The 18,952-nt window shown below is 65.0% G+C and carries 17 protein-coding genes and 1 tRNA gene; 10 read left to right on the top strand and 8 right to left on the bottom strand.

What is annotated here, in order from left to right:
- Positions 1-62: 62 nt before the first annotated feature.
- The 4 genes from IC50_RS23605 to IC50_RS40360 all read left to right on the top strand — a co-directional run bounded on the left by IC50_RS23605 (position 63) and on the right by IC50_RS40360 (position 2,960).
- Entirely contained in the window at positions 63-986 is a 924-nt protein-coding gene (locus IC50_RS23605) for a LysR family transcriptional regulator (RefSeq protein ID WP_026201990.1), read from the top strand.
- Between the two features lie 443 nt (positions 987-1,429).
- Positions 1,430-2,338 carry a 4-hydroxy-tetrahydrodipicolinate synthase family protein gene (locus tag IC50_RS23610; RefSeq protein ID WP_035710331.1) on the top strand — a complete coding sequence of 303 codons (909 nt, stop codon included), beginning with the start codon at positions 1,430-1,432 and terminating at the stop codon, positions 2,336-2,338.
- 197 nt (positions 2,339-2,535) lie between these two features.
- The gene (locus IC50_RS42555; protein ID WP_167406957.1) at positions 2,536-2,685 is read left to right on the top strand and encodes a hypothetical protein; all 150 of its coding nucleotides are present in this window, start codon (positions 2,536-2,538) and stop codon (positions 2,683-2,685) included.
- A 128-nt stretch (positions 2,686-2,813) separates the two neighbouring features.
- A complete protein-coding gene (locus IC50_RS40360; protein ID WP_162131530.1) occupies positions 2,814-2,960 on the top strand; it encodes a hypothetical protein in 147 nt (48 codons plus the stop codon).
- A gap of 109 nt (positions 2,961-3,069) precedes the next feature.
- On the opposite strand, the gene IC50_RS23615 is transcribed toward IC50_RS40360, so the two are convergent.
- Positions 3,070-3,747 carry a ParA family protein gene (locus tag IC50_RS23615; RefSeq protein WP_027575286.1) on the bottom strand — a complete coding sequence of 226 codons (678 nt, stop codon included), beginning with the start codon at positions 3,745-3,747 and terminating at the stop codon, positions 3,070-3,072.
- Between the two features lie 446 nt (positions 3,748-4,193).
- A complete protein-coding gene (locus tag IC50_RS23620) occupies positions 4,194-4,544 on the bottom strand; it encodes a hypothetical protein (RefSeq protein ID WP_035710338.1) in 351 nt (116 codons plus the stop codon).
- Between the two features lie 402 nt (positions 4,545-4,946).
- Between IC50_RS23620 and IC50_RS23625 the strand changes: the two genes are divergently transcribed.
- The 4 genes from IC50_RS23625 to IC50_RS23640 all read left to right on the top strand — a co-directional run bounded on the left by IC50_RS23625 (position 4,947) and on the right by IC50_RS23640 (position 8,725).
- Positions 4,947-6,113: a CaiB/BaiF CoA transferase family protein gene (locus IC50_RS23625; protein ID WP_035710341.1), complete on the top strand. Its 1,167-nt coding sequence runs from the start codon at positions 4,947-4,949 to the stop codon at positions 6,111-6,113.
- A gap of 2 nt (positions 6,114-6,115) precedes the next feature.
- A complete protein-coding gene (locus tag IC50_RS23630; protein ID WP_035710343.1) occupies positions 6,116-7,039 on the top strand; it encodes an HpcH/HpaI aldolase/citrate lyase family protein in 924 nt (307 codons plus the stop codon).
- Between the two features lie 6 nt (positions 7,040-7,045).
- Complete coding sequence (locus IC50_RS23635) at positions 7,046-7,984, top strand: AEC family transporter (protein WP_035710348.1); 939 nt, start codon at positions 7,046-7,048, stop codon at positions 7,982-7,984.
- 354 nt (positions 7,985-8,338) lie between these two features.
- A complete protein-coding gene (locus IC50_RS23640) occupies positions 8,339-8,725 on the top strand; it encodes a nuclear transport factor 2 family protein (RefSeq protein ID WP_244429631.1) in 387 nt (128 codons plus the stop codon).
- Positions 8,726-8,834: 109 nt separating this feature from the next.
- Here IC50_RS23640 and IC50_RS39280 read toward each other — a convergent pair whose 3' ends face one another.
- The gene (locus IC50_RS39280; protein WP_081492497.1) at positions 8,835-9,314 is read right to left on the bottom strand and encodes a GFA family protein; all 480 of its coding nucleotides are present in this window, start codon (positions 9,312-9,314) and stop codon (positions 8,835-8,837) included.
- A 292-nt stretch (positions 9,315-9,606) separates the two neighbouring features.
- Here IC50_RS39280 and IC50_RS23645 point away from each other — a divergent pair, with 292 nt between their 5' ends.
- Positions 9,607-10,035 (top strand): hypothetical protein, encoded by a 429-nt coding sequence (locus tag IC50_RS23645; protein ID WP_035710354.1) that lies wholly within the window; start codon positions 9,607-9,609, stop codon positions 10,033-10,035.
- A gap of 91 nt (positions 10,036-10,126) precedes the next feature.
- Here IC50_RS23645 and IC50_RS23650 read toward each other — a convergent pair.
- Both IC50_RS23650 and IC50_RS23655 read right to left on the bottom strand, forming a co-directional pair.
- Positions 10,127-10,203, bottom strand: a tRNA-His gene (locus IC50_RS23650).
- Between the two features lie 413 nt (positions 10,204-10,616).
- A complete protein-coding gene (locus tag IC50_RS23655) occupies positions 10,617-11,051 on the bottom strand; it encodes a phasin (RefSeq protein WP_035710355.1) in 435 nt (144 codons plus the stop codon).
- Between the two features lie 690 nt (positions 11,052-11,741).
- On the opposite strand from IC50_RS23655, the gene IC50_RS23660 reads away from it, so the two are divergent.
- Positions 11,742-15,122 (top strand): PAS domain-containing sensor histidine kinase, encoded by a 3,381-nt coding sequence (locus tag IC50_RS23660; RefSeq protein WP_035710357.1) that lies wholly within the window; start codon positions 11,742-11,744, stop codon positions 15,120-15,122.
- Between the two features lie 94 nt (positions 15,123-15,216).
- Here IC50_RS23660 and IC50_RS44060 read toward each other — a convergent pair whose 3' ends face one another.
- The 3 genes from IC50_RS44060 to serA all read right to left on the bottom strand — a co-directional run bounded on the left by IC50_RS44060 (position 15,217) and on the right by serA (position 18,883).
- A complete protein-coding gene (locus IC50_RS44060; protein WP_081492498.1) occupies positions 15,217-15,444 on the bottom strand; it encodes a hypothetical protein in 228 nt (75 codons plus the stop codon).
- A 438-nt stretch (positions 15,445-15,882) separates the two neighbouring features.
- Entirely contained in the window at positions 15,883-17,055 is a 1,173-nt protein-coding gene (locus IC50_RS23670; protein WP_035710361.1) for a thiolase family protein, read from the bottom strand.
- A 238-nt stretch (positions 17,056-17,293) separates the two neighbouring features.
- The gene (gene serA, locus IC50_RS23675) at positions 17,294-18,883 is read right to left on the bottom strand and encodes a phosphoglycerate dehydrogenase (RefSeq protein ID WP_035710365.1); all 1,590 of its coding nucleotides are present in this window, start codon (positions 18,881-18,883) and stop codon (positions 17,294-17,296) included.
- Between the last annotated feature and the right edge of the window lie 69 nt (positions 18,884-18,952).

An 18,952-nucleotide genomic window follows, 5' to 3' on the forward strand; every position in this document is an offset into this window, starting at 1 on the left:
ACTCGAAGCCGAACGTTTCTTGGCCCTTCGCGCCAGCGAGCGCGCGGCAGCGGAATAGAATCATGCCTCGAACACGCGACGGATTTACGGATATGGACTGGGACAAGCTGAAGGTGTTTCACGCAGCGGCGGAAGCGGGCAGCTTCACGCATGCCGGCGAGCAGCTCGGCCTGTCGCAATCGGCGGTGTCGCGCCAGGTCTCGGCGCTGGAGCAGGAGCTTTCGGTCTCGCTGTTCCACCGCCACGCCCGCGGCCTGATCCTCACCGAGCAGGGCGACCTGCTCTTCCGCACCGCGCATGACGTGTTCATGCAGTTGCAGGCCGCGCGCGCCAAGCTGACCGACAGCCGCGAGCGGCCGAGCGGCGACCTCAAGATCACCACCACGCCCGGCGTCGGGATCAACTGGCTGATCCCGCGGCTCGGCGAGTTCACTGCGCTCTATCCCGAGATCCGCATCTCGCTGATCGTCACCGACGAGGAGCTCGATCTGTCGATGCGCGAGGCCGACGTCGCGATCCGCACCCGCAAGCCGACGCAGCCGGATCTTATCCAGCGCAAGCTGTTCGCGATGGGCTTCCACGCCTATTGCTCGCCGGAATACATCAAGCGCTTCGGCACGCCGCGCACGCTGGAGGAGCTCGACTCCCACCGCATCATCACGCTCAGCGACGGCAACTTCGCGCCGCATTTGCAGAACCGCAATTGGCTGGTCGAAGCCGGGCGCAACGGCTCCGGTCCGCGCGAAGCCTATTTCAGAGTGAACAACATCCTCGGCCTCGTGCGTGCCTGTCAGCAGGGGCTCGGCATCGCCGCCCTGCCCGACTATCTCGTCGAGGAGCAGAGCAAGCTCGTGCAGCTGTTCGGCGAGTCGGATTCGATCCAGCTCGACACCTACTTCGTCTATCCCGAGGAGTTGAAGACGGTCGCGCGCGTGCAGGTGTTCCGCGACTTCGTGGTGAGCAAGGCGCAACGCTGGCCGTCCTGATTTCCGCATGACTGACATGCGGCCTCAGCTGTTGCTGCAGGGCACTCAGCAAGCCCATAATGTTTGCACGCTGAGCCTTCGCGTTGCGCATTTGTCCCCCTCCTCCAGTGGCGCGGGAGTTCAGTAATCCCTCTTGGAAGGTGATTGTGTCGGCCTCACGTGGCCAATACCTAAGCCGGGCCCTCGGGTCCGGCTTTTTTTCGTCGAAATGGACTTTCGCCCTCCGCGTGTGTTGACAGTTCCAGGCATACCCCGCATCATTTGCAAATGATCACGAAGTCGTGCGCAGTCATCTCGAAAAAAGGCCCCCATCCGGGGACCTCGGATTTTTGCGCGCACTAGGCTGACTTCGTCATCGCAGCAAATCCCGAAAACCCCGCCGCCTGGACGGGGTTTTTTCATGTGCCTCCGTCTCAGGTTTTTTCCCGAGAAGGAGATGGAACATGACCGGTCTTGAGGATCACTTGCACGGGCTGTGGCTGCCGCTGGTGACGCCGTTTCAGGGCGGCGCTCTCGACGAGAGGTCGCTGCGGCGGCTGACGCGACACTACGGCGCTGGCGCCGTCGACGGCTTCATCCTGGGGGCGACCTCGGGCGAAGGCATGACGCTGCGCGAGGCCGAGCTCGAACGTCTCGTCGCCGTGGTGCGCGAGGAGATGACGGCGAGCAGCCGTACCGTGCCGATCTGTCTCGGGCTCTCGGGCGCGGACACCTCGCGGCTGAAGGAGCGCCTCGACGAGACCGCGGACTGGCCGATCGACGGCTACCTGATCGCGAGCCCCCATTACGTGCGGCCGTCGCAGCGCGGGCTGCTGGCGCATTTCGAGGCGCTCGCCGATCATGCCGCCTGGCCGCTGGCGCTGTACAACATTCCCTATCGGACCTCGGTCAACATCACCAACCAGACGCTGCTGCGGCTTGCCCAGCACAGGAACATCGTCGGCCTGAAGGATTGCGGCGCCAGCCGCGAGCAGTCGATCGCGCTGCTGCGCGACCGTCCCAGGGCATTTCGCGTGCTCACCGGCGAGGACGCGAATTATTTCGAGGCGCTCAGCGACGGCGCCGACGGGGGCATCGTGCTGTCAGCCCATGTCGAGACCGCGACGTTCGCAGCCATCCATGCCGAGTTGAAGCGCGGCGACCGTGACGCGGCGCAGGCGCGCTGGAACGAGGTCGCCGGGCTGACGCGGCTGCTGTTTGCCGAGCCGAGCCCCGCGCCGGCGAAGTACTGGCTGTGGCGCAGCGGCCTGATCGACAGCCCCGAAATGCGCCTGCCGATGGTCGAGGTGAGCAGCGAGCTCGCGGCGGCGATCGATCGCGAGATCGAGCGACGGACGAAGGTCGCGGCGTAACCGCCCTCCTCAGCTTGACCTCACGCCGTCATTCCGGGTTCGCGCTGCCCGCGCCCCGGAATGGCGGCGGCGGTGTGCGGCGCAGTGCGGCCTTGGTTAACCGCGCCCCAACGGCCTTCGCCGTTGCGGCATGGCGCATCCACGGCTCGTTTACGCAATGGCGCCTATCCTTCAGGATCTACAGAGGGGAAATGACCATGGGACATCGCATCCGGCCGACGGCCGCGCGGCAATTCGCGCCGGCCGATCTCTTGCAGGGCATTCTGGTGGTGTCGTCGTTCGGGTTCTGGGCGGTGATGCTCGGCCTGATGCCGGTGCTGCTGTTTCGCGTTTGGCTGGTCGGCTGACCGGCGGCGCCGGAATGGTTAATCCGCGGTAGCACCTGTGTTCAAAATGCACTGGCAGCCGCGATCCGGATCTTAAAACATCCCTGATAGCACTGACGCCCATAAGCGAAGAAATCGCGGAGGCGTTCGTGAATAGTCAGAATGAAATGGCGGCGCATTACGACGCCGGACAGCCGGGCTTTACCACCGAGGACATTCTCTGGGCTGCCGGCATCTGGTCGGTGATCCTGACCCTGTCGCCGGTCATCGTGTTCTACTTGCTGTTGGTGGCGTAGCCGGGTCTGGCACCAGCGCGCCATCCCGGAATGACGCGTGGAAGCAGAAACGCAAAAACGCGCGGCTCGTCCGCGCGTTTTTCGCCCTCTCGAAAATGACCAATGAAAATCAAGCCGCCTGCTTGTGCATTGCGCCGGACGCCGACGCCGTGCCGCGAATAGCCTTGACCGAACGCTCGATCGCTGCCCACAGCCTTGCGATTTCCTGAGCCGCGCGGCTCTCGGCCTGATACTCGCGCGCACCTTCGCCGTGGCTCAGCGCCATCAGCAGGTCCGAACGGTTGGTGATCTGGCCGCCCCACACCGGAGCACGGAATTTCGCCAGCGCTTCGCGGGCGATGGTCACGATCGGGCTCTCGGCTTCGTCGCGACGCGCCGGCGCACCGTTGAGCACGACCGCGTAGGGCTTGCGCGCGGCGCGGCACATCTGGATGGTTTCCTGCACCGCGTTGACGTCGAACACGCCGGGACGCGCCGGAATGATCACCATCGTCGCGTTGCGGATCGCGTCGTCGACGACGGCCGACAGGTTCGGCGGCGTGTCGATCAGCACCCATTCATAGCCGTCGCGCTTGGCAGCGGAGACGATGCCGCTGACGGAGTTCACGGCGGCCTTGATCGGCGGCTCGTTGGTGCCACGCAGCTTGTGCCACAGCGTGAGCGAGCCCTGCGGATCCGCATCCACGAGCATGACCTGCTTGCTCGCCTTGATCTGCGCGGCGAGATGTGCGGCCAGGGTACTCTTGCCCGAGCCGCCCTTACGCGATGCAAAAACAATAACGTTCATACCTTCCGCCTCCAGATTGACCCCAGGCCGCGAAAATGAATCAGCGCGCTGATTCGGGAAAGAAAAATTTATCGAGGGTTGCGTTATGGCCACGAAATAACAAGGCGTGTTGGCTTTTGAGTCACACTGCGCCGTGTGACGTCACACACACAGGCTCCATGAAGCGGCGCGGCAGGGGCAATCGTGCATTCCTTGAGCAATGGAAGCGGGAAAATGCGGCTCACAACCTGCCCGCGCAAAACCTGCCCCGACTCCTTTCCGTCCTGCGCAGGCCGTAATTGCCGCAAGCCTGCGCACCATGCATGCGAACAAAACGAGTCCGGAGGCTGTCGTGGAGCTGATGTCGCAACACGGAGCGAGGCGGAATGCGGGGGGCCTGGCACGATCGCGCCCGCCTTCCCGGCACGACGTTAGGGTTTCAAACCGGGAACGCGGCGCCCGCGCGCTCAGCCTTCGCTGGATTTCTTTCTGGCCACTTTCGGTGCCGGCTTGGTGGTCTTCTTCGCAGCCTTGGGCGCGATATTGGTCGGCTTGCCGGCGCGGGCCTCGCCCGGCTCGGGGCCGGAGCGGAAGAACACCCGGCATTGCGGCGAGAGCTGCGCCTTCTTCTTGATCATGCAGGCGGTGATGGCATCGACGTTCGGAACGAACTCGCTGCACAGCCGCATCGCATCCGGCGAGCAGGCCTGCTGCTCCTCCTGGGTGTAGGCGAAACCGGCGCGCGGCAGGGCCAGGACGGCGAGGGCAAGCGAAAGGCCTGCAACGGCCAATGACGTCTTCGAGCGAAATGCCGGCATCGATTCCCCCACATGTCGAGTCAGAGGGATAGTGGGTGAACGGCTGTTCGTTGGCAACCGAGGGGGGAAGCGAAAGCCGCGACGTGTGCGGTCTCGGCAACAGGGACGCGAGCAGCGCCGTCTTCTTCCGCTGTCATCCCCCGCCCCAGTGCGCACTTGCGCACAAGGCGGGGGATGAAAGTTGTGGGTGGGGAAGCGCCAAACACAAAAACCGCGAAAACAACCCCATGCACAGTAGCCAAGCCACTGCAAACACTCAGCATCCCATATCTTAGGATTTCACGAAACCGGGTTTGACCCGTCGGGCAAAACAGTGGCATGATGGCATCGTCAAGAAGATGCGCGTGGGGTGCTCGGCCTGTCTCCTGCGCTGATCAATAGCGTCGGAGTGGAGGCGATCGCATGGATGGGAATGAGGCGGAACTTCCGCTCTCGGGAGTTACGGTGGTCTCGCTCGAGCAGGCGATCGCGGCGCCGCTGGCCAGCCGGCATCTGGCGGACTGGGGCGCGCGGGTCATCAAGATCGAGCGGCCGGGCACTGGGGATTTCTGCCGGGACTACGATCACGTCATGAACGGCATGTCGAGCCAGTTCGTCTGGACCAACCGTTCCAAGGAAAGCCTCGCCATCGACATCAAGAGCCCTGAGGGCCGCAAGGTGCTCGATGCCCTGCTGCCGCGGGCGGATGTGTTCATCCAGAATCTCGCGCCCGGCGCGGCGAAGCGGCTCGGCCTCGATGCGGCATCGCTCGTGCGACGATTTCCGCGCCTCATCGCCTGCGACGTTTCGGGCTATGGCACCGGCGGGCCCTACAGCGACAAGAAGGCCTATGATCTGCTGGTGCAGTGCGAGGCCGGCGTGCTCGCGATCAACGGCACCGAGGCGGAGCCTGCGAAAGTGGGCCTTTCCGTGGTCGATATCGCCACCGGCATGTACATCCTCAACGGCGTCTTGATGGCGCTGTATCGCCGCGAGCGGACCGGCAAGGGCACGGCCTTCCAGGCCTCGCTGTTCGATTCCATCACGGACTGGATGAGTTATCCCGCGTTCTACACCGAGAGCACGGGCCGGCCGCTGCCGCGCACCGGCGCGAAGCATGCGACGATCGCGCCCTACGGGCCGTTCCGCGTCGGCGACGGCAACACCATCTTCTTCGGCATCCAGAACGACCGGGAATGGCGGTCGCTGTGCCGCATCGTTCTCGGCGATGCCGGCTTTGCCGATCACCTGCGCTTCCGCACCAATCCGCTGCGCATGCAGAACCGCGACGATCTGCAGGCGCATATCGAGCAGCGCTTTGCATCCATGACCAGCGAAGAGGTGCTGCGGCTGCTGGACGAAGCCGCGATTGCCAACGCCCATCTGAATTCGGTCGAGGCCTTCCTGCAGCATGAGCAACTTCATGCGCGCGCGCGGGTGCAGACAGTCGGCTCGCCCAGCGGGCCCGTGATGAGCTTCCTGCCGGCGCTCACGATTCCCGGCCTGTCGCCGCGGATGGATCCTGTGCCCGATGTCGGCGAGCACAATGAGTCCATCCTCGGTGAACTCGGACTGGCCAAGGAGACGTGACGATGGTCTCGCTGCAACCGAGCCGGGCCTACCTGGCCGTCCCCGCGCATCGCGCCCGCCTGGTCGCCAAGGCCTCCGCCTCGGCTGCGGACGCGGTGTTCATGGATCTCGAGGACGCGGTGCCGCCTGCCGAGAAGGGCGTCGCGCTGGAGGAAGCGGTCCGGTCGCTGTCGTCGCTCGACTGGGGCAGCAAGCGCGTCGCGGTCAGGCTCAACGCCGTCGACAGCCCCTCCGTCGGCGAGGAGATCCGCACGCTGGCGGCGCTTCCGCGGCTGGATGCGGTGATCGTGCCGAAGGCGGAGCGCGCCAGCGACATCGCCGCCATCGCCGATCAGCTGCGCGCCGCCGCCCCGGATCGCGCTGCGCCTGTTACACTCGAACTGCTGATCGAGACCGCGCTCGGCCTCGTCAATGTCGACGCGCTCGCCGCCGCGCACGACAGCGTGGCCGCGCTGCATCTCGGCGTCGGCGACCTCGCCGCCTCGCTCGGCGCCCGCACCTCGGACATCGGAATTTCGCCGGACGGCTATCGCCACGTCGGATCGGCGCAAAGCGGCTACGCCTCCGCGCCGCTCGACCTGTTCGCCTATCCGATGATGCGCCTCCTGGCCGCCGCGCGCGCGTTCGGCCTGCGCGCCATCGACGGCCCCTGCGGTGCGTTCCGCGATGCCAGGCTGACTGAGGCCAGCGCGCAGAAGGCGGCGGCGATGGGCTTCGACGGCAAGCAGGTCATCCACCCCGACCAGATCGACCCGACGCTGCGCGCGTTCACGCCGTCGGCCGAGGAACTGGCCCAGGCGCGGCGCGTGGTCGAGGCGATGGAGCAAGCCGAGGCGAAAGGACAGGGTGCGGTGACGCTGGACGGCAAGATGATCGACTATGCCAATGTGCGGATGGCGCGCAGGATCATCGAGCTGGGGTCTTAAGCGCGCATGGCCACGTTGCTGATCGTCGCGCCGGTATTCGCGCTGATCGCGGCCGGCTATGCGTCGGTGCTGTTTCGCTTCGTCTCGGAGAGCGCGCACAAGGGCATCAGCGAATTCGCCTTCAGCATCGCGATCCCTGCCCTGCTCTTTCGCACCATCGTCGTCTCGGAATTCCCCGACGTCAGCCCCTACCTGATGTGGGGCGCCTATTACGGCGCGCTTGCGATCACCTGGAGCGCGGCGCTCGTGATCGCGGCGCTGCTGCGCCGCCAGCGCGGCGGCAGCGAGGACGGCGTCGTGTTCGCGATCGGCTCGGTCTACGGCAACATCGTGATGCTCGGCATTCCGCTCGTGCTCTCGGCGCTCGGCAACGAGGCGGCGGGCCCGATGGCGCTGATCCTGTCGGTGAACACGCCGCTGCTGTGGCTCTGCGGCACGCTGCAGATGGAGTTCGTCAGCCGCAAGCACAGCGGCTCGATGCTGACGATCATCTGGCCCGTGCTCGCCGATCTCGCGCGCAACCCCTTGATGCTGGCTATCGGCTTCGGCGTGATCTGGCGCTTCACCGGACTCGGCCTCACTCCCGTCGTCGACCGCACCATCGAGCTGCTCGCGCAGGCGGGATCGCCGACGGCGCTGATCGCACTCGGCATCAACCTGTTCCGCTTCGAGGTGAAGGGCGAGAAGCTGAGCATCCTGGTGATGTGCGCGCTCAAGCTCGCGGCGATGCCGGCGGCCGCCTTCGTGCTGGCAAGACTTCTCGACCTGCCGCCGGTCGCCGCCGGCGTCGTCGTGCTGTTCGCGGCGATGCCGACCGGCGCGAATGCGTACATCTTCGCGGTGCAGTATCAGCGGCTGGTGAACCCGGTGTCGGGCGCGGTGGCGCTGGGGACGCTGCTGGCGGCGGTGACGCTGCCGGTGGTGGTGTTGATGGTGGCGCGGTGAGGCGTCCGGGGTTTTACGTCGACGCCGAACGGCCTCGCCAGGGCCAACAGCCGATCAGCGCAGGCCGAAGAACGAGAGCACCGCAGCAATCACAACGACAAGCCCGATGATATAGATGATACCGTTCATAGCTCGACTCCCTCAGCGTTGTCTGTCCTGCCGCAGCTACAAACACCCGGCGTCATGAAAAGGTTCGCCGGTGCGCCCGCCGTTTTCTTCCAAGACCGGGGAACGAAACCGAACGATCCTGCTTCGGCCGACACGATCCCGCGATCATTTTGCCTTTGCACGCAAAGGTGGCTAGACTGGCCTGATACGTGTTGCAGGGAGGGTAACATGGCACAGCGTGAAGACATGCTCGCATTGATCAGGACCGCTTACGCCGCGCGCGGCAAGGGCGACGTCGAGGGTTTGGTGACGGCTTTTCATCCCGAGGGCCACTTCACGTTGATGGGCGACAAGAGCGCGCTCGAACTGACGGGGCGCATGGAGGGGCACCCGTCCCTGCGCGGGGCTTTCACTCAGTTCACTGCCACCTTCGGCTTCGAAAGCCGCGAGATCCTGGCTGAGGTGGTCGACGGGGATCGCGTCGCAGTCCATTCCCGGGTTCTCGTTCGATACAATCCAAGCGGAAAGACTTTCAGCACCGAGATCCTGGACCTGTTCAGATTTCAGGATGGCAAGATCGCTGAGTTGATCGAGTTTGCGGATACCGCGCAGATCAAGGCGGTGATCTCCTGACGAAGTGCGATGACGGTGTAAGTGGCCCGGACCTGCGCGCCAGATAGCGCGTCGTGGAGAGATTAGTGCACTGTCACCGTAATGCCGTCAGCGGTTTAAGACAGTGACATCAGGATGTCGCAGCCCGAGAACCAGCGCGTTTGGCGAAGTACGCATCAATCTTGTCTTTCACACCACTCAGTGGCGGCCCCTCGAATTTCATGGTCTCGGGATGAACTGGATGCCATGGCTCCGCACGTGACAGCCAGACTTCGACTGTCGGTTGAAAGTCGGACGGATCGTCAAGACTGATTGGTGATACAACGACCATATGTGGATTTGCTGGCCAACGCGCGCCAATGAAGCTGCCGCATTTTCCGCAGAAACCCCTTTGGATTTTGCGTCCACTGTGGGCGACGACTTCATGAAAAGTCGGTATGGACTTCAAATATCGAAACTTGTCGCCCGCAATGAACATTCCCGGCGCAAGAGCGCTTCCGGTAGCGCGTTGGCAATCGCGACAATGGCAGATCAACTGAACAATCGGTTCTTCTGTGCATTCGTAGCGAATATCTTCGCAGGCGCACCCGCCAGTCAATAACACCGTCATCGTTCCCCCTAACGCCTAACTCAGGCCTCAACTGCACCGGGCTCGGGAACGAGCATCGTACCGCTCAAACGAGCACACCGGAAGGTCCGGTATGAGCCTCCTCGTGCGGGTCTCCAAGTCCACCGATGTCGCCTTGGGTCACGGGCCGCATGCCTTCAGGTGCAGGTTCTGCTTACCATTCTAAAGCCGACGTGCCTCTGCAGTTGGGGCCGAATAGGCGCTACTCACGTCCAGATCGATGGCAAGCGCTCTCACAAGCTCTTAGGGAATGGTTAGACGCCGGAGTCTTGGCATGACCCCGCTTATGATCGAGCGCGGCTGGCCCTATCTCGCCACCATCGTTGTCGTACTCATCTGGTGGTTCGGGCTGGGGCATCCGATTCCGGCTAAGCCTGATGCTTTGATGGGTGCATCCGGCACGGTCGCTGCAGTGTTTGTCGGCTTTCTGGGGACGGCGAAAGCCATCGTACTCGGCCTCACCAACTCAGCTGTCTACAAGAAGCTCAGAAGCGCCGGCTACGCTAACTTGCTCTATCACTATCTCGCCGAAGCTCTGTTCAGCGCGATAATTTTTCTGGCCGTCGCCGTCGTCGGCTTCTTTCTTCCAGAAAACCAGCCACAGGTTTGGTTTTCCATCGTGTGGTTCGTGACAGGCGTTGCTTCTCTTCTCCTTTACGTACGCGTCACAAGCCTGCTTTTCAGACTCATCAAGCAGGCTTGAGGAAGAGATGCACATACAGCGGTCTCCGCTATAGCCTCCGCTAAGCGTGTTCGATGCATTCCACGATTTCGAGCTAAGGTATTGAAGTCGTTGGTACAGTTGGGTGGGCTCGAACCACCGACCTCCTGTTCCACAGACAGGCGCTCTAACCAACTGAGCTACAACTGCATCCTGGCGAGCCGCGCCTTGGGACGCCCTTGAATAGGGCCGGTGCCGAGGGGGCTGGACGGGGCGGAAACTAGGTGCAACGGGGGTTTTTGGCAAGGCCGCAATGGGGTGGAAAACTTGCGGAATTCACCGTCAGTGCGATGAAATCGGGCTCGATGGGGATGATGAGGGAGTTGCGCTCCCTTATTCCGCTTGCGGGCAGGGCCATCGCTTATGACCGCTCGCGGATCGGGCGCTTAGCTTCCACATCGTCATGGCCGGGCTTGTCCCGGCCATCCACGCCTTCCCCGCGGCACCCAGAACGTGGATGCCCGGGACAAGCCCGGGCATGACGACCTTCCTGACAACGGAAGAGGCGAAGAAAAACCCGGGCCTTTCGGCCCGGGTTTCTCAGTTCAAACCGGCCTCACCGCTCAGGCGGCGGACGGATAGTACTTCGAGGCGCTCGCCTTGATCGGCTCGGCGGTCTCACTGGCGACGCGCTGGGTGAGCTCGACCAGCTCCTTGGCCTGGGACTGGAAGGTCTCGAGCTGCTTGCGGGCGTGGCCGGTCCACAGCTCCATCGCTTCCGACGGCGACTTGGCGCCGAACAGCTGCTGGGCGAAGTCGAGCTGGGCGCTGGAATTGGCCTTCATGAATTCGACCAGCTTGGCGGTGTATTCGCTCGCGCCCTTGGACGCGCAGGTGAACACGGCCTCGACGGTGCCGTTGTGGGTTTCGGCGGCGTCCTTGAACTTTGCGTAGTTCTCGCGGGCCTGCGACACGCCCTTCTCGGCGAACGCACGCATCTGCTCGGGAACCTCGAACGGGATGATCGAGGCAGAAAACGGATCAGTCGCACCTGTCATGGTTGTCCCTCACGCTAATGAAAAAATCGAGTGAGCCTTCTGGCGCGCCCGCCGGCCCCAATTCTGGGCCTTCGCATTCAGCGGGTACGACGACTGGAAACGCAAAACGAATGAGTGGCTCGCCCGGCGCCCAGCACCATGACTGCCTATCATGTCAACATTGTGCATCGCAACGCGCCACAAGGGTGCGCCGCGAAATTTAATCTAGGTAAGGGTGAGGTTCCCGGTCGGAGGAACCGGGGGTTGAGGTAATGGGGTGCGGGGCGCCGCGGCGACTTTCTTACCCTCCCCTGGAGGGGGAGGGTCGATCGCGCGCAGCGCGAGCGGGGTGGGGTGATCTTTCCACTCGGGCACCGCCTGCGTGGAGAGATCACCCCACCTCGGTTCGCATTCCGCTTCGCTGCATGCGAACCGATCTACGGGCGAGCTACGCTCGTCCCGGACCCCTCCAGGGGAGGATGGGCACTTTTTGTACGGCACCGGGCTTTGAACCCGCCCCCCACCCGTGAATCCCTTGGACGAACCGGGCTGCGGCTTGCGGGTTTGGGCACATTAAGGTTATCGCGCTTAGGGTGGCCCTTCCGGGCTTGCGGCCGTGGACCTGCCCGCGCCTCTCGGGCGATAACTCTTTCTTAAGGCTGTCATTCCCGGCAGCCGCCACACCTGATGCGTGAGTGACAAGCCGGCCCTATGAAGCATTCGGATTTCCAGTTGCGAGGTGTGGGCGATCCGCGGCTGGCCGTGCATGCGACCTCGCCGCTGGCGACCTGGCTGTGGTCGCTCGACGGCTCGCGCGTGCTGTGGGCCAATCCGGTCGGCGCAAACCTGTTCGGCGCGGCGAATGGCGCAGCACTCGCGGACAAGGTGTTCGGCCCGGCGGACAGCCATCGCCGCCAGGTCGCCCGGCTGGCCCGCCAGCTGCCGGCGAACGGCACGGTGCGGCTCGAACGGCTGCGCGGCTTCGGCGCCCGGTTCGGCACGCTGATGACCTGCGCCTGCGCGCGGCTCGATTTTGCCGATGGCGGCCACGCCATGCTCGTCACCGCGATGGATCCAACCTCGCGCCCGATGCCGCTGGTCGAGCGGCTGTCTCGCCTGGTCGCGGGTGCCAAGGTGCCGATGGCGGCGTTCGCGCCGGACGGACTGTTCGTCGGGGCGAGCGAGGCCGCCCGCGCCCTGCTCGGTTTCCGCGATCTCGGCGCGGCCGGCCTCGACCGGGCGCGGAGCGATGCGCTGGCAACCGGCCGCGCCGCGACGCCGATCGGCATCGGCCAGATGGTGCTGCAACGGGTCGGCGCGGGTACCGATATCGGCCTGGTCGCGCTGATCGAGCCTGGAGCCCAGACGGCGACTGCGCGCGATGCCGCGCCCGAGCTCGCCGCCGCCGAGCCTCCGGCCGCAGTGCCGGAGGACGCACGGCCTGCGCTGCCGAACGAGGCTCCGCCCGCGATCACGCTGTTCGACGCCTTCAACGACCCGGCCGAAACGGCTGGACCAGCCGCGCCCAAGACTCCGGTTGAAAACACCCCGGTTGAAAATACTCCGGTTGAAAACACGCCGGCTGAAAACACTCCGGTTGAAAACCCCTCCCAAGCCATTGTGTCGCCGCAGGCCGAAGCGATCAAACCAGGCATGGTCGAGCCGCAGTCGGACCAGGAGTCCTCGGGCCAGCAAGAGCCGCCCGCACCGCGTCAGCATCCGCTGCGCTTTCTCTGGCAGATGGATGCAGAGGGCCGCTTTGTGCTTCTCTCCGACGAGTTCATCCGCCTGATCGGCGCGCACACGGCCGCCGGCTTCGGCCGCCCCTGGCGCGAGATCGCCGAAAAATTCCCGCTCGATCCGGAGGGGCGCGTCGCGCAGGCGCTGGCCAGCCACGACACCTGGGCCGGCATCACCGTGGACTGGCCGGCCGACGGCGGCGCGCATCTTGCGGTCGAGCTTGCGGGCGTGCCGGTCTACGACCGGATGCGCAACTTTGCCGGCTTCAAGGGTTTCGGCGTCTGCCGCGATCTCGACGGCCTCAACCGGCTCGAGGCGCTGCGCCGCTTCGAATTGCTCGTCGCGCCGCCGGCGCAGCAGGGCCTGTCCGCCGACGCCGTCGAGCCCGATCCGGAGCCGGAGGCCAAAGCCGCGACCGAGCCCGAAGAGAAGCCCGAAGCAGCGGCAGCGCCTCCGCCGATCGAGCCGCCGCCCGAGCCCGAGCCAACATCCGAGCCTGAACTGTCAGAGCCCGCAAGCGACGCGAATTCACACCCAACCGATCTGGACACGCCCGTGGAAACGCCTCCCAATGTCGTGCCGTTCCGCCCGCCCGGCGATACGCGCTTCCCGACGCTGACGCCTGTCGAGAACAGCGCGTTCAACGAACTCGCGCGGCAATTGTCCGAACGGCTCGAACGCGAGCGCGAGACGATCGCGGCCGATGCGGTCGAGCCGCCCGCCGCGGAGGTCGCGCCCGAGCCGCCATTGCCCGAGCCGGAGGCGCCGCAAGCCGCAGTCGAATGGCTGACCGAGCCCACCCCGCCGCCGCGCGCCGAACCCAGGCGCGACCGCACGCTGCTCGATCTCTTGCCGACCGGCATCCTGATCTATCGGCTCGACCGCCTGCTCTACGCCAATCCCGCCTTCCTCGCGCGCATGGGCCATGCCAGCCTCAGTGCGTTGGAGGATGCCGGCGGACTGGACGCGCTCTATGTCGAGCCGGGCGTGTCGTCGGCCAGCAGCACGTCGCAAGGCGGCACGCCCGTCACGATCAGCGCGACGGTTGCGAACGGCGAGGAGCCGCTTGCGACGACCGACGCGCATCTGCACACGATCGACTGGGACGGCGAGAGCGCGCATGCGCTGATCTGCGCGCCGCCGCAGGCTGTGCCTGTCATCGCAGAGACCGTTGTCGCCGAGACCATCGTCGCCGAGTCTTTCTCCTACGCGCCCGAGCCCGAGCCCGAGCCCTCCGCCGGCGAAGCCGAGGCGGAGGATCTCGCCGCCATCCTCGACACCACGGCCGAGGGCATCGTCATGTTCGATGCCGAAGGCAACATCCACGCCTGCAACCGCAGCGCGGAAGCGCTGTTCGGCTATGACGGGCAAGCGCTGCTCGCGCAGAACCTGATGACGCTGTTCGCGCCCGAGAGCCAGCAGATCGTCGCCGATTATCTCGAAAGCCTGAAGAGCCAGGACATCGCGAGCCTGCTCGACCACGGCCGCGAGGTGCTGGGACGCGAGAAGAAGGGCGGCGTCATTCCGCTCGCGATGATCATGGGCCGCACGCGGCCGGACGGCCCGAACTTCTTCGCCGTGTTCCGCGATCTCTCGCAGAGCAAGAAGGGCGAGAGCGAGCTGACGCAGGCGCGCCGCCTCGTCGACGGCGCGGCCAACGCCAAGGCCGACATGCTGGCGCGGATCAGCCACGAGATCCGCACGCCGCTCAACGCCATCATCGGCTTCGCCGAGGTGATGATCTCCGAACGCTTCGGCGCGCTCGGCAACGAGCGCTATGGCGAATACATGAAGGACATCCGCGCCTCCGGCGAGCGGGTCATCGCCATCATCGACGACCTCCTCGAACTGTCGCGGATCGAGACCGGCAAGCTCGACCTCACCTTCGCCAACCTCAATCTCAACGACCTGGTCGAGGCCTGCGTCGCGGTGATGCAGCCGCAGGCCAATCGCGAGCGCATCATCATCCGCACCTCGCTCGCGCATGCGCTGCCGCAGGTGAGCGTGGACGCGCGCGCGATGCGGCAGATCACCATGAATTTGATCTCGAACTCGATCCGGCTGGCCAGCGCCGGCGGCCAGGTCATCGTCTCCACTGCGCTGACCGACCGCGGCGAGATCGCGCTTCGTATCCGCGACACCGGCCACGGCCTCAGCGAGCGCGAGGTCGCCGCCGCGATGGAGCCGTTCCGCACCCCGCCGCCGGGGGACGCCGCGGACAATGCGGCGCTCAGCCTGTCGCTGACCAAGGCGCTGGTCGTAGCCAACCGCGCCCAGTTCAACATCAGGAGCGCTGCCAATTCCGGCACGCTGATCGAAGTCGTGTTCGCGCCGGCGCTGGCGAAGGCGTAGAGCGCGTCCTCCGGTCCGACCTCTGCCTTCGCGAGAGGTGAAGCAAAGCTGCTGCGCAGGAGCTAGTTCCAGAGCCGGCCTCTGCTGCGATCACCTATTGCTTCGCCGGCGGACCGCTCTTGTTGCCCGGCAGACCCTTGATGTGCGCGGGGTCCTGCTCCTGGACCGAAAGATTATGGGAAGCTGAGCCGACTATTCCCTTCTTGGCGGGCGGACCGCTCTTGCTGCCGGGTTCTCCCGGGATGCCTGCGCCTGAATTCTGCGCGCTGGGGGAGCTGGCAACACTACCGGTGGCATCGGCACCGGTTCGATCGCCCGGCATGGTTGCCGCCGCGCCCGGCTTATCCTGCTCTCTGACATACCCCGAGGCGCCGGAGTTCTCCGTTTTGATGCCCTTGTCCGCCTCACTCTGCAGGTTCTGGTTCGGTGTTGTCTGCTGTGCGATCGCCGGCACCGCCAGGAGCGGGATCGTCGTAAGGATTGCTGCCATTGTTGAGCGCATGAGCTTTCTCCTCCATTACTCCGTCGCGCTTTAACGCCCGGCGAGGCAAAGATTTCCGGCGCATCGCGAATAAGCTTCGGCGAGGTTGTCGTGGGCCGGCGCGGGGCCGCGATTGGCCCGTCCATGCGTAGCCGTCACGCCGCACGAACAGTTTCCAAGAACTACCCTATGCACGGTGAGATACACGCGTACGGTCAAAAAAACACGGCGCCGGTGGCGCCGTGCTTGCCTGGATTGAAGTGACGGCGGCAGTCCGGATCAGCTGTAGATCTCGAACAGGCCCGCGCCGCCCTGGCCGCCGCCGATGCACATGGTCACGACGCCCCACTTGGCCTTGCGACGCGCGCCTTCCTGCAGCAGATGGCCGGTGAGCCGCGCGCCGGTCATGCCGAAAGGATGGCCGATCGCGATCGAGCCGCCATTGACGTTGTATTTGGCCGGATCGATCTCGAGCTTGTCGCGGCAATACAGGCACTGGCTGGCGAAGGCCTCGTTGAGCTCCCACAGATCGATGTCGTCGATCTTGAGCCCGGTGCGCTTCAGGAGCTTCGGGATCGCGAACACCGGGCCGATGCCCATCTCGTCGGGCTCGCAGCCGGCGGTCGCCCAGGCGACGAAGCGGCCGAGCGGCTTCAGGCCGCGCTTCTCGGCGTCCTTGGCTTCCATCAGCACCACGGCGGCGGCGCCGTCCGAGAGCTGGCTGGCATTGCCGGCGGTGACGAACTTGCCGGGGCCCTTCACCGGCTCGAGCTTGGCGAGACCTTCCAGCGTGGTCTCCGGCCGGTTGCACTCGTCGCGATCGACGACGTAGTCGACGATGCTCTCGGCCTTGGTCTGCTTGTCGACGACCTTCATCCTCGTCTTCATCGGGACGATCTCGTCCTTGAACTTGCCGGCCTGCTGCGCCGAGGCCATGCGGCGCTGCGATTCCAGCGAGAACTCGTCCTGATATTCGCGGCTGAGCTTGTAGCGCTCGGCGACGATGTCGGCGGTGTCGATCATGGCCATGAAGATGTCGGGGGCGACCTTGAGCAGTTCCGGATCGATCGATTCCTTCGGCGTGCCGCCGCCCGGAATCGAAATGCTCTCGACGCCGCCGGCGACGATGCAGTCGGCACCGTCGGAGCGGATCGAGTTGGCGGCCATCGCGATGGTCTGAAGCCCCGAGGAGCAGAAGCGGTTCACCGACACGCCGGCGGTGGTCTTCGGCAGGCCGGCGAGCAGCGCGGCCTGGCGGCCGATGTTCGGCGCGCCGTGGGCGCAATTGCCGAGATAGCAGTCCTCGACATAATCCTTCTCCACGCCGGCGCGGCTCACAGCGTGCTGGATGGCGTGCGCCGCGAGCGACATCGGCGGCGTGATGTTGAACCCGCCGCGGCCGGATTTGGCGAGGCCCGTGCGCGCATAGGAAACGATGACGGCTTCACGCATGTGTTTCTCCCTTGTCGAACGATTTGAACGGAGCGTAGTTACGACGCGTTCTGGGCGCCATTGGTACACAATGTTTGGCGGATGCGGGAATAAAAACGCCGCCTCCAGGTGATGGAAGCGGCGTTGTTCCGCGGGTCGGAATATGATGCTCGTCATTCCGGGGCGGCTCGAAAGAGCCGAACCCGGAAGCTCGAACTTCCGGATTCGATGCTCCGCATCGCCCCGGAATGACGGCCTCTCAGAACGTCAGCGCCTTGGCCTGCTTGACCTGCGGCAGGCCCTGCACCTTGGCGAGCAGGTCCGCCGGCACCGCACCGTCGACCTCGACCAGCGCGATGGCATCGCTGCCGGGCGCGGCGCGGCCGAGATGGAAGGTGGCGATGTTGATCTTGGCGTCACCCAAAAGGCTGGCGAACTTGCCGATGAAGCCGGGCTTGTCCTCGTTGGTCACATAGATCATAGACTTGCCGAACTCGGCATCGACGCGGATGCCCTTGATGTCGACGAGGCGCGGCTTGCCGTCGGCATAGACGGTGCCCGAGACCGATCGCTCCTGCCGCTCGGTGGTGACCGCGACGGTGATCAGGCTCTCATAGTCGCTCTGGGCCGCGCGCACGATCTCGTCGACCACCATGCCGCGCTCCTTGGCGATCACGGGCGCGGACACCACGTTGATCTCGCCCAGCATCGGCCGCAGCAGGCCGGACAGCACGGCGGAGGTGATCGCCTTGATCTTCATCTCGGCGACGTGGCCCTCATAGGTGATCTCGACCTTGAGGATGCCGGTCTCGGTGAGCTGGCCGGCGAAGGAGCCGAGCTTCTCGGCCAGCGCGATGAACGGCTTCAGCTTCGGCGCCTCTTCGGCCGTGATCGAGGGGAAGTTCACGGCGTTCGAGATCGCGCCGGTCAGGAGGTAATCCGACATCTGCTCGGCGACCTGGAGCGCGACGTTCTCCTGGGCTTCGGTGGTGGAAGCGCCGAGATGCGGCGTGCAGATCACGTTGGGATGGCCGAACAGCACGTTCCTGGTCGCGGGCTCCTCGACGAACACGTCGAAGGCGGCGCCCGCGATGTGCCTGGAATTGAGCGCATCGACCACCGCCTGCTCGTCGACGAGGCCGCCGCGGGCGCAGTTGATCAGGCGCACGCCCTTCTTCATCTTGGCGATTGCGGCTGCATCGATGATGTTCCTGGTCCTGTCGGTGAGCGGGGTGTGCAGCGTGATGAAATCGGAGCGCTTCAGGAGATCGTCGAGCTCGACCTTCTCGACGCCGATGTCCTTGGCACGCTCCGGCGACAGGAACGGATCGAACGCGATCACCTTCATGCGCAGGCCGAGCGCGCGATCGGCGACGATCGAGCCGATGTTGCCGCAGCCGACGACACCGAGCACCTTGCCGGTGATCTCGACGCCCATGAAGCGGTTCTTCTCCCACTTGCCGGCCTGGGTCGAGGCGTCCGCCTGCGGGATCTCGCGGGCCAGCGCCAGCATCAGGGTGATGGCGTGCTCGGCGGTCGTGATCGAATTGCCGAACGGCGTGTTCATCACGATGATGCCCTTGGCCGTGGCGGCGGGAATCTCGACATTGTCGACGCCGATGCCGGCGCGGCCGATCACCTTCAGCTTCGCCGCCTTCTCGAGGATCTTGGCGGTGGCCTTGGTCGCGGAGCGGATCGCAAGGCCGTCGTAGTTGCCGATGATCTCGGCGAGCTTGTCCTTGTCCTTGCCGAGGTTGGGCTGGAAGTCGACCTCGACACCGCGATCCTTGAAGATCTGAACGGCGGCGGGCGAGAGTGCGTCGGAAATGAGAACTTTGGGTTTGGTCATGGGGATGTGTCCTTCACACCCTCCCCTGGAGGGGGAGGGTCGGCGCGAAGCGCCGGGGTGGGGTGAAGC

This window comes from Bradyrhizobium genomosp. I (2014) (assembly GCF_000261685.1).
Classification (GTDB): domain Bacteria; phylum Pseudomonadota; class Alphaproteobacteria; order Rhizobiales; family Xanthobacteraceae; genus Bradyrhizobium.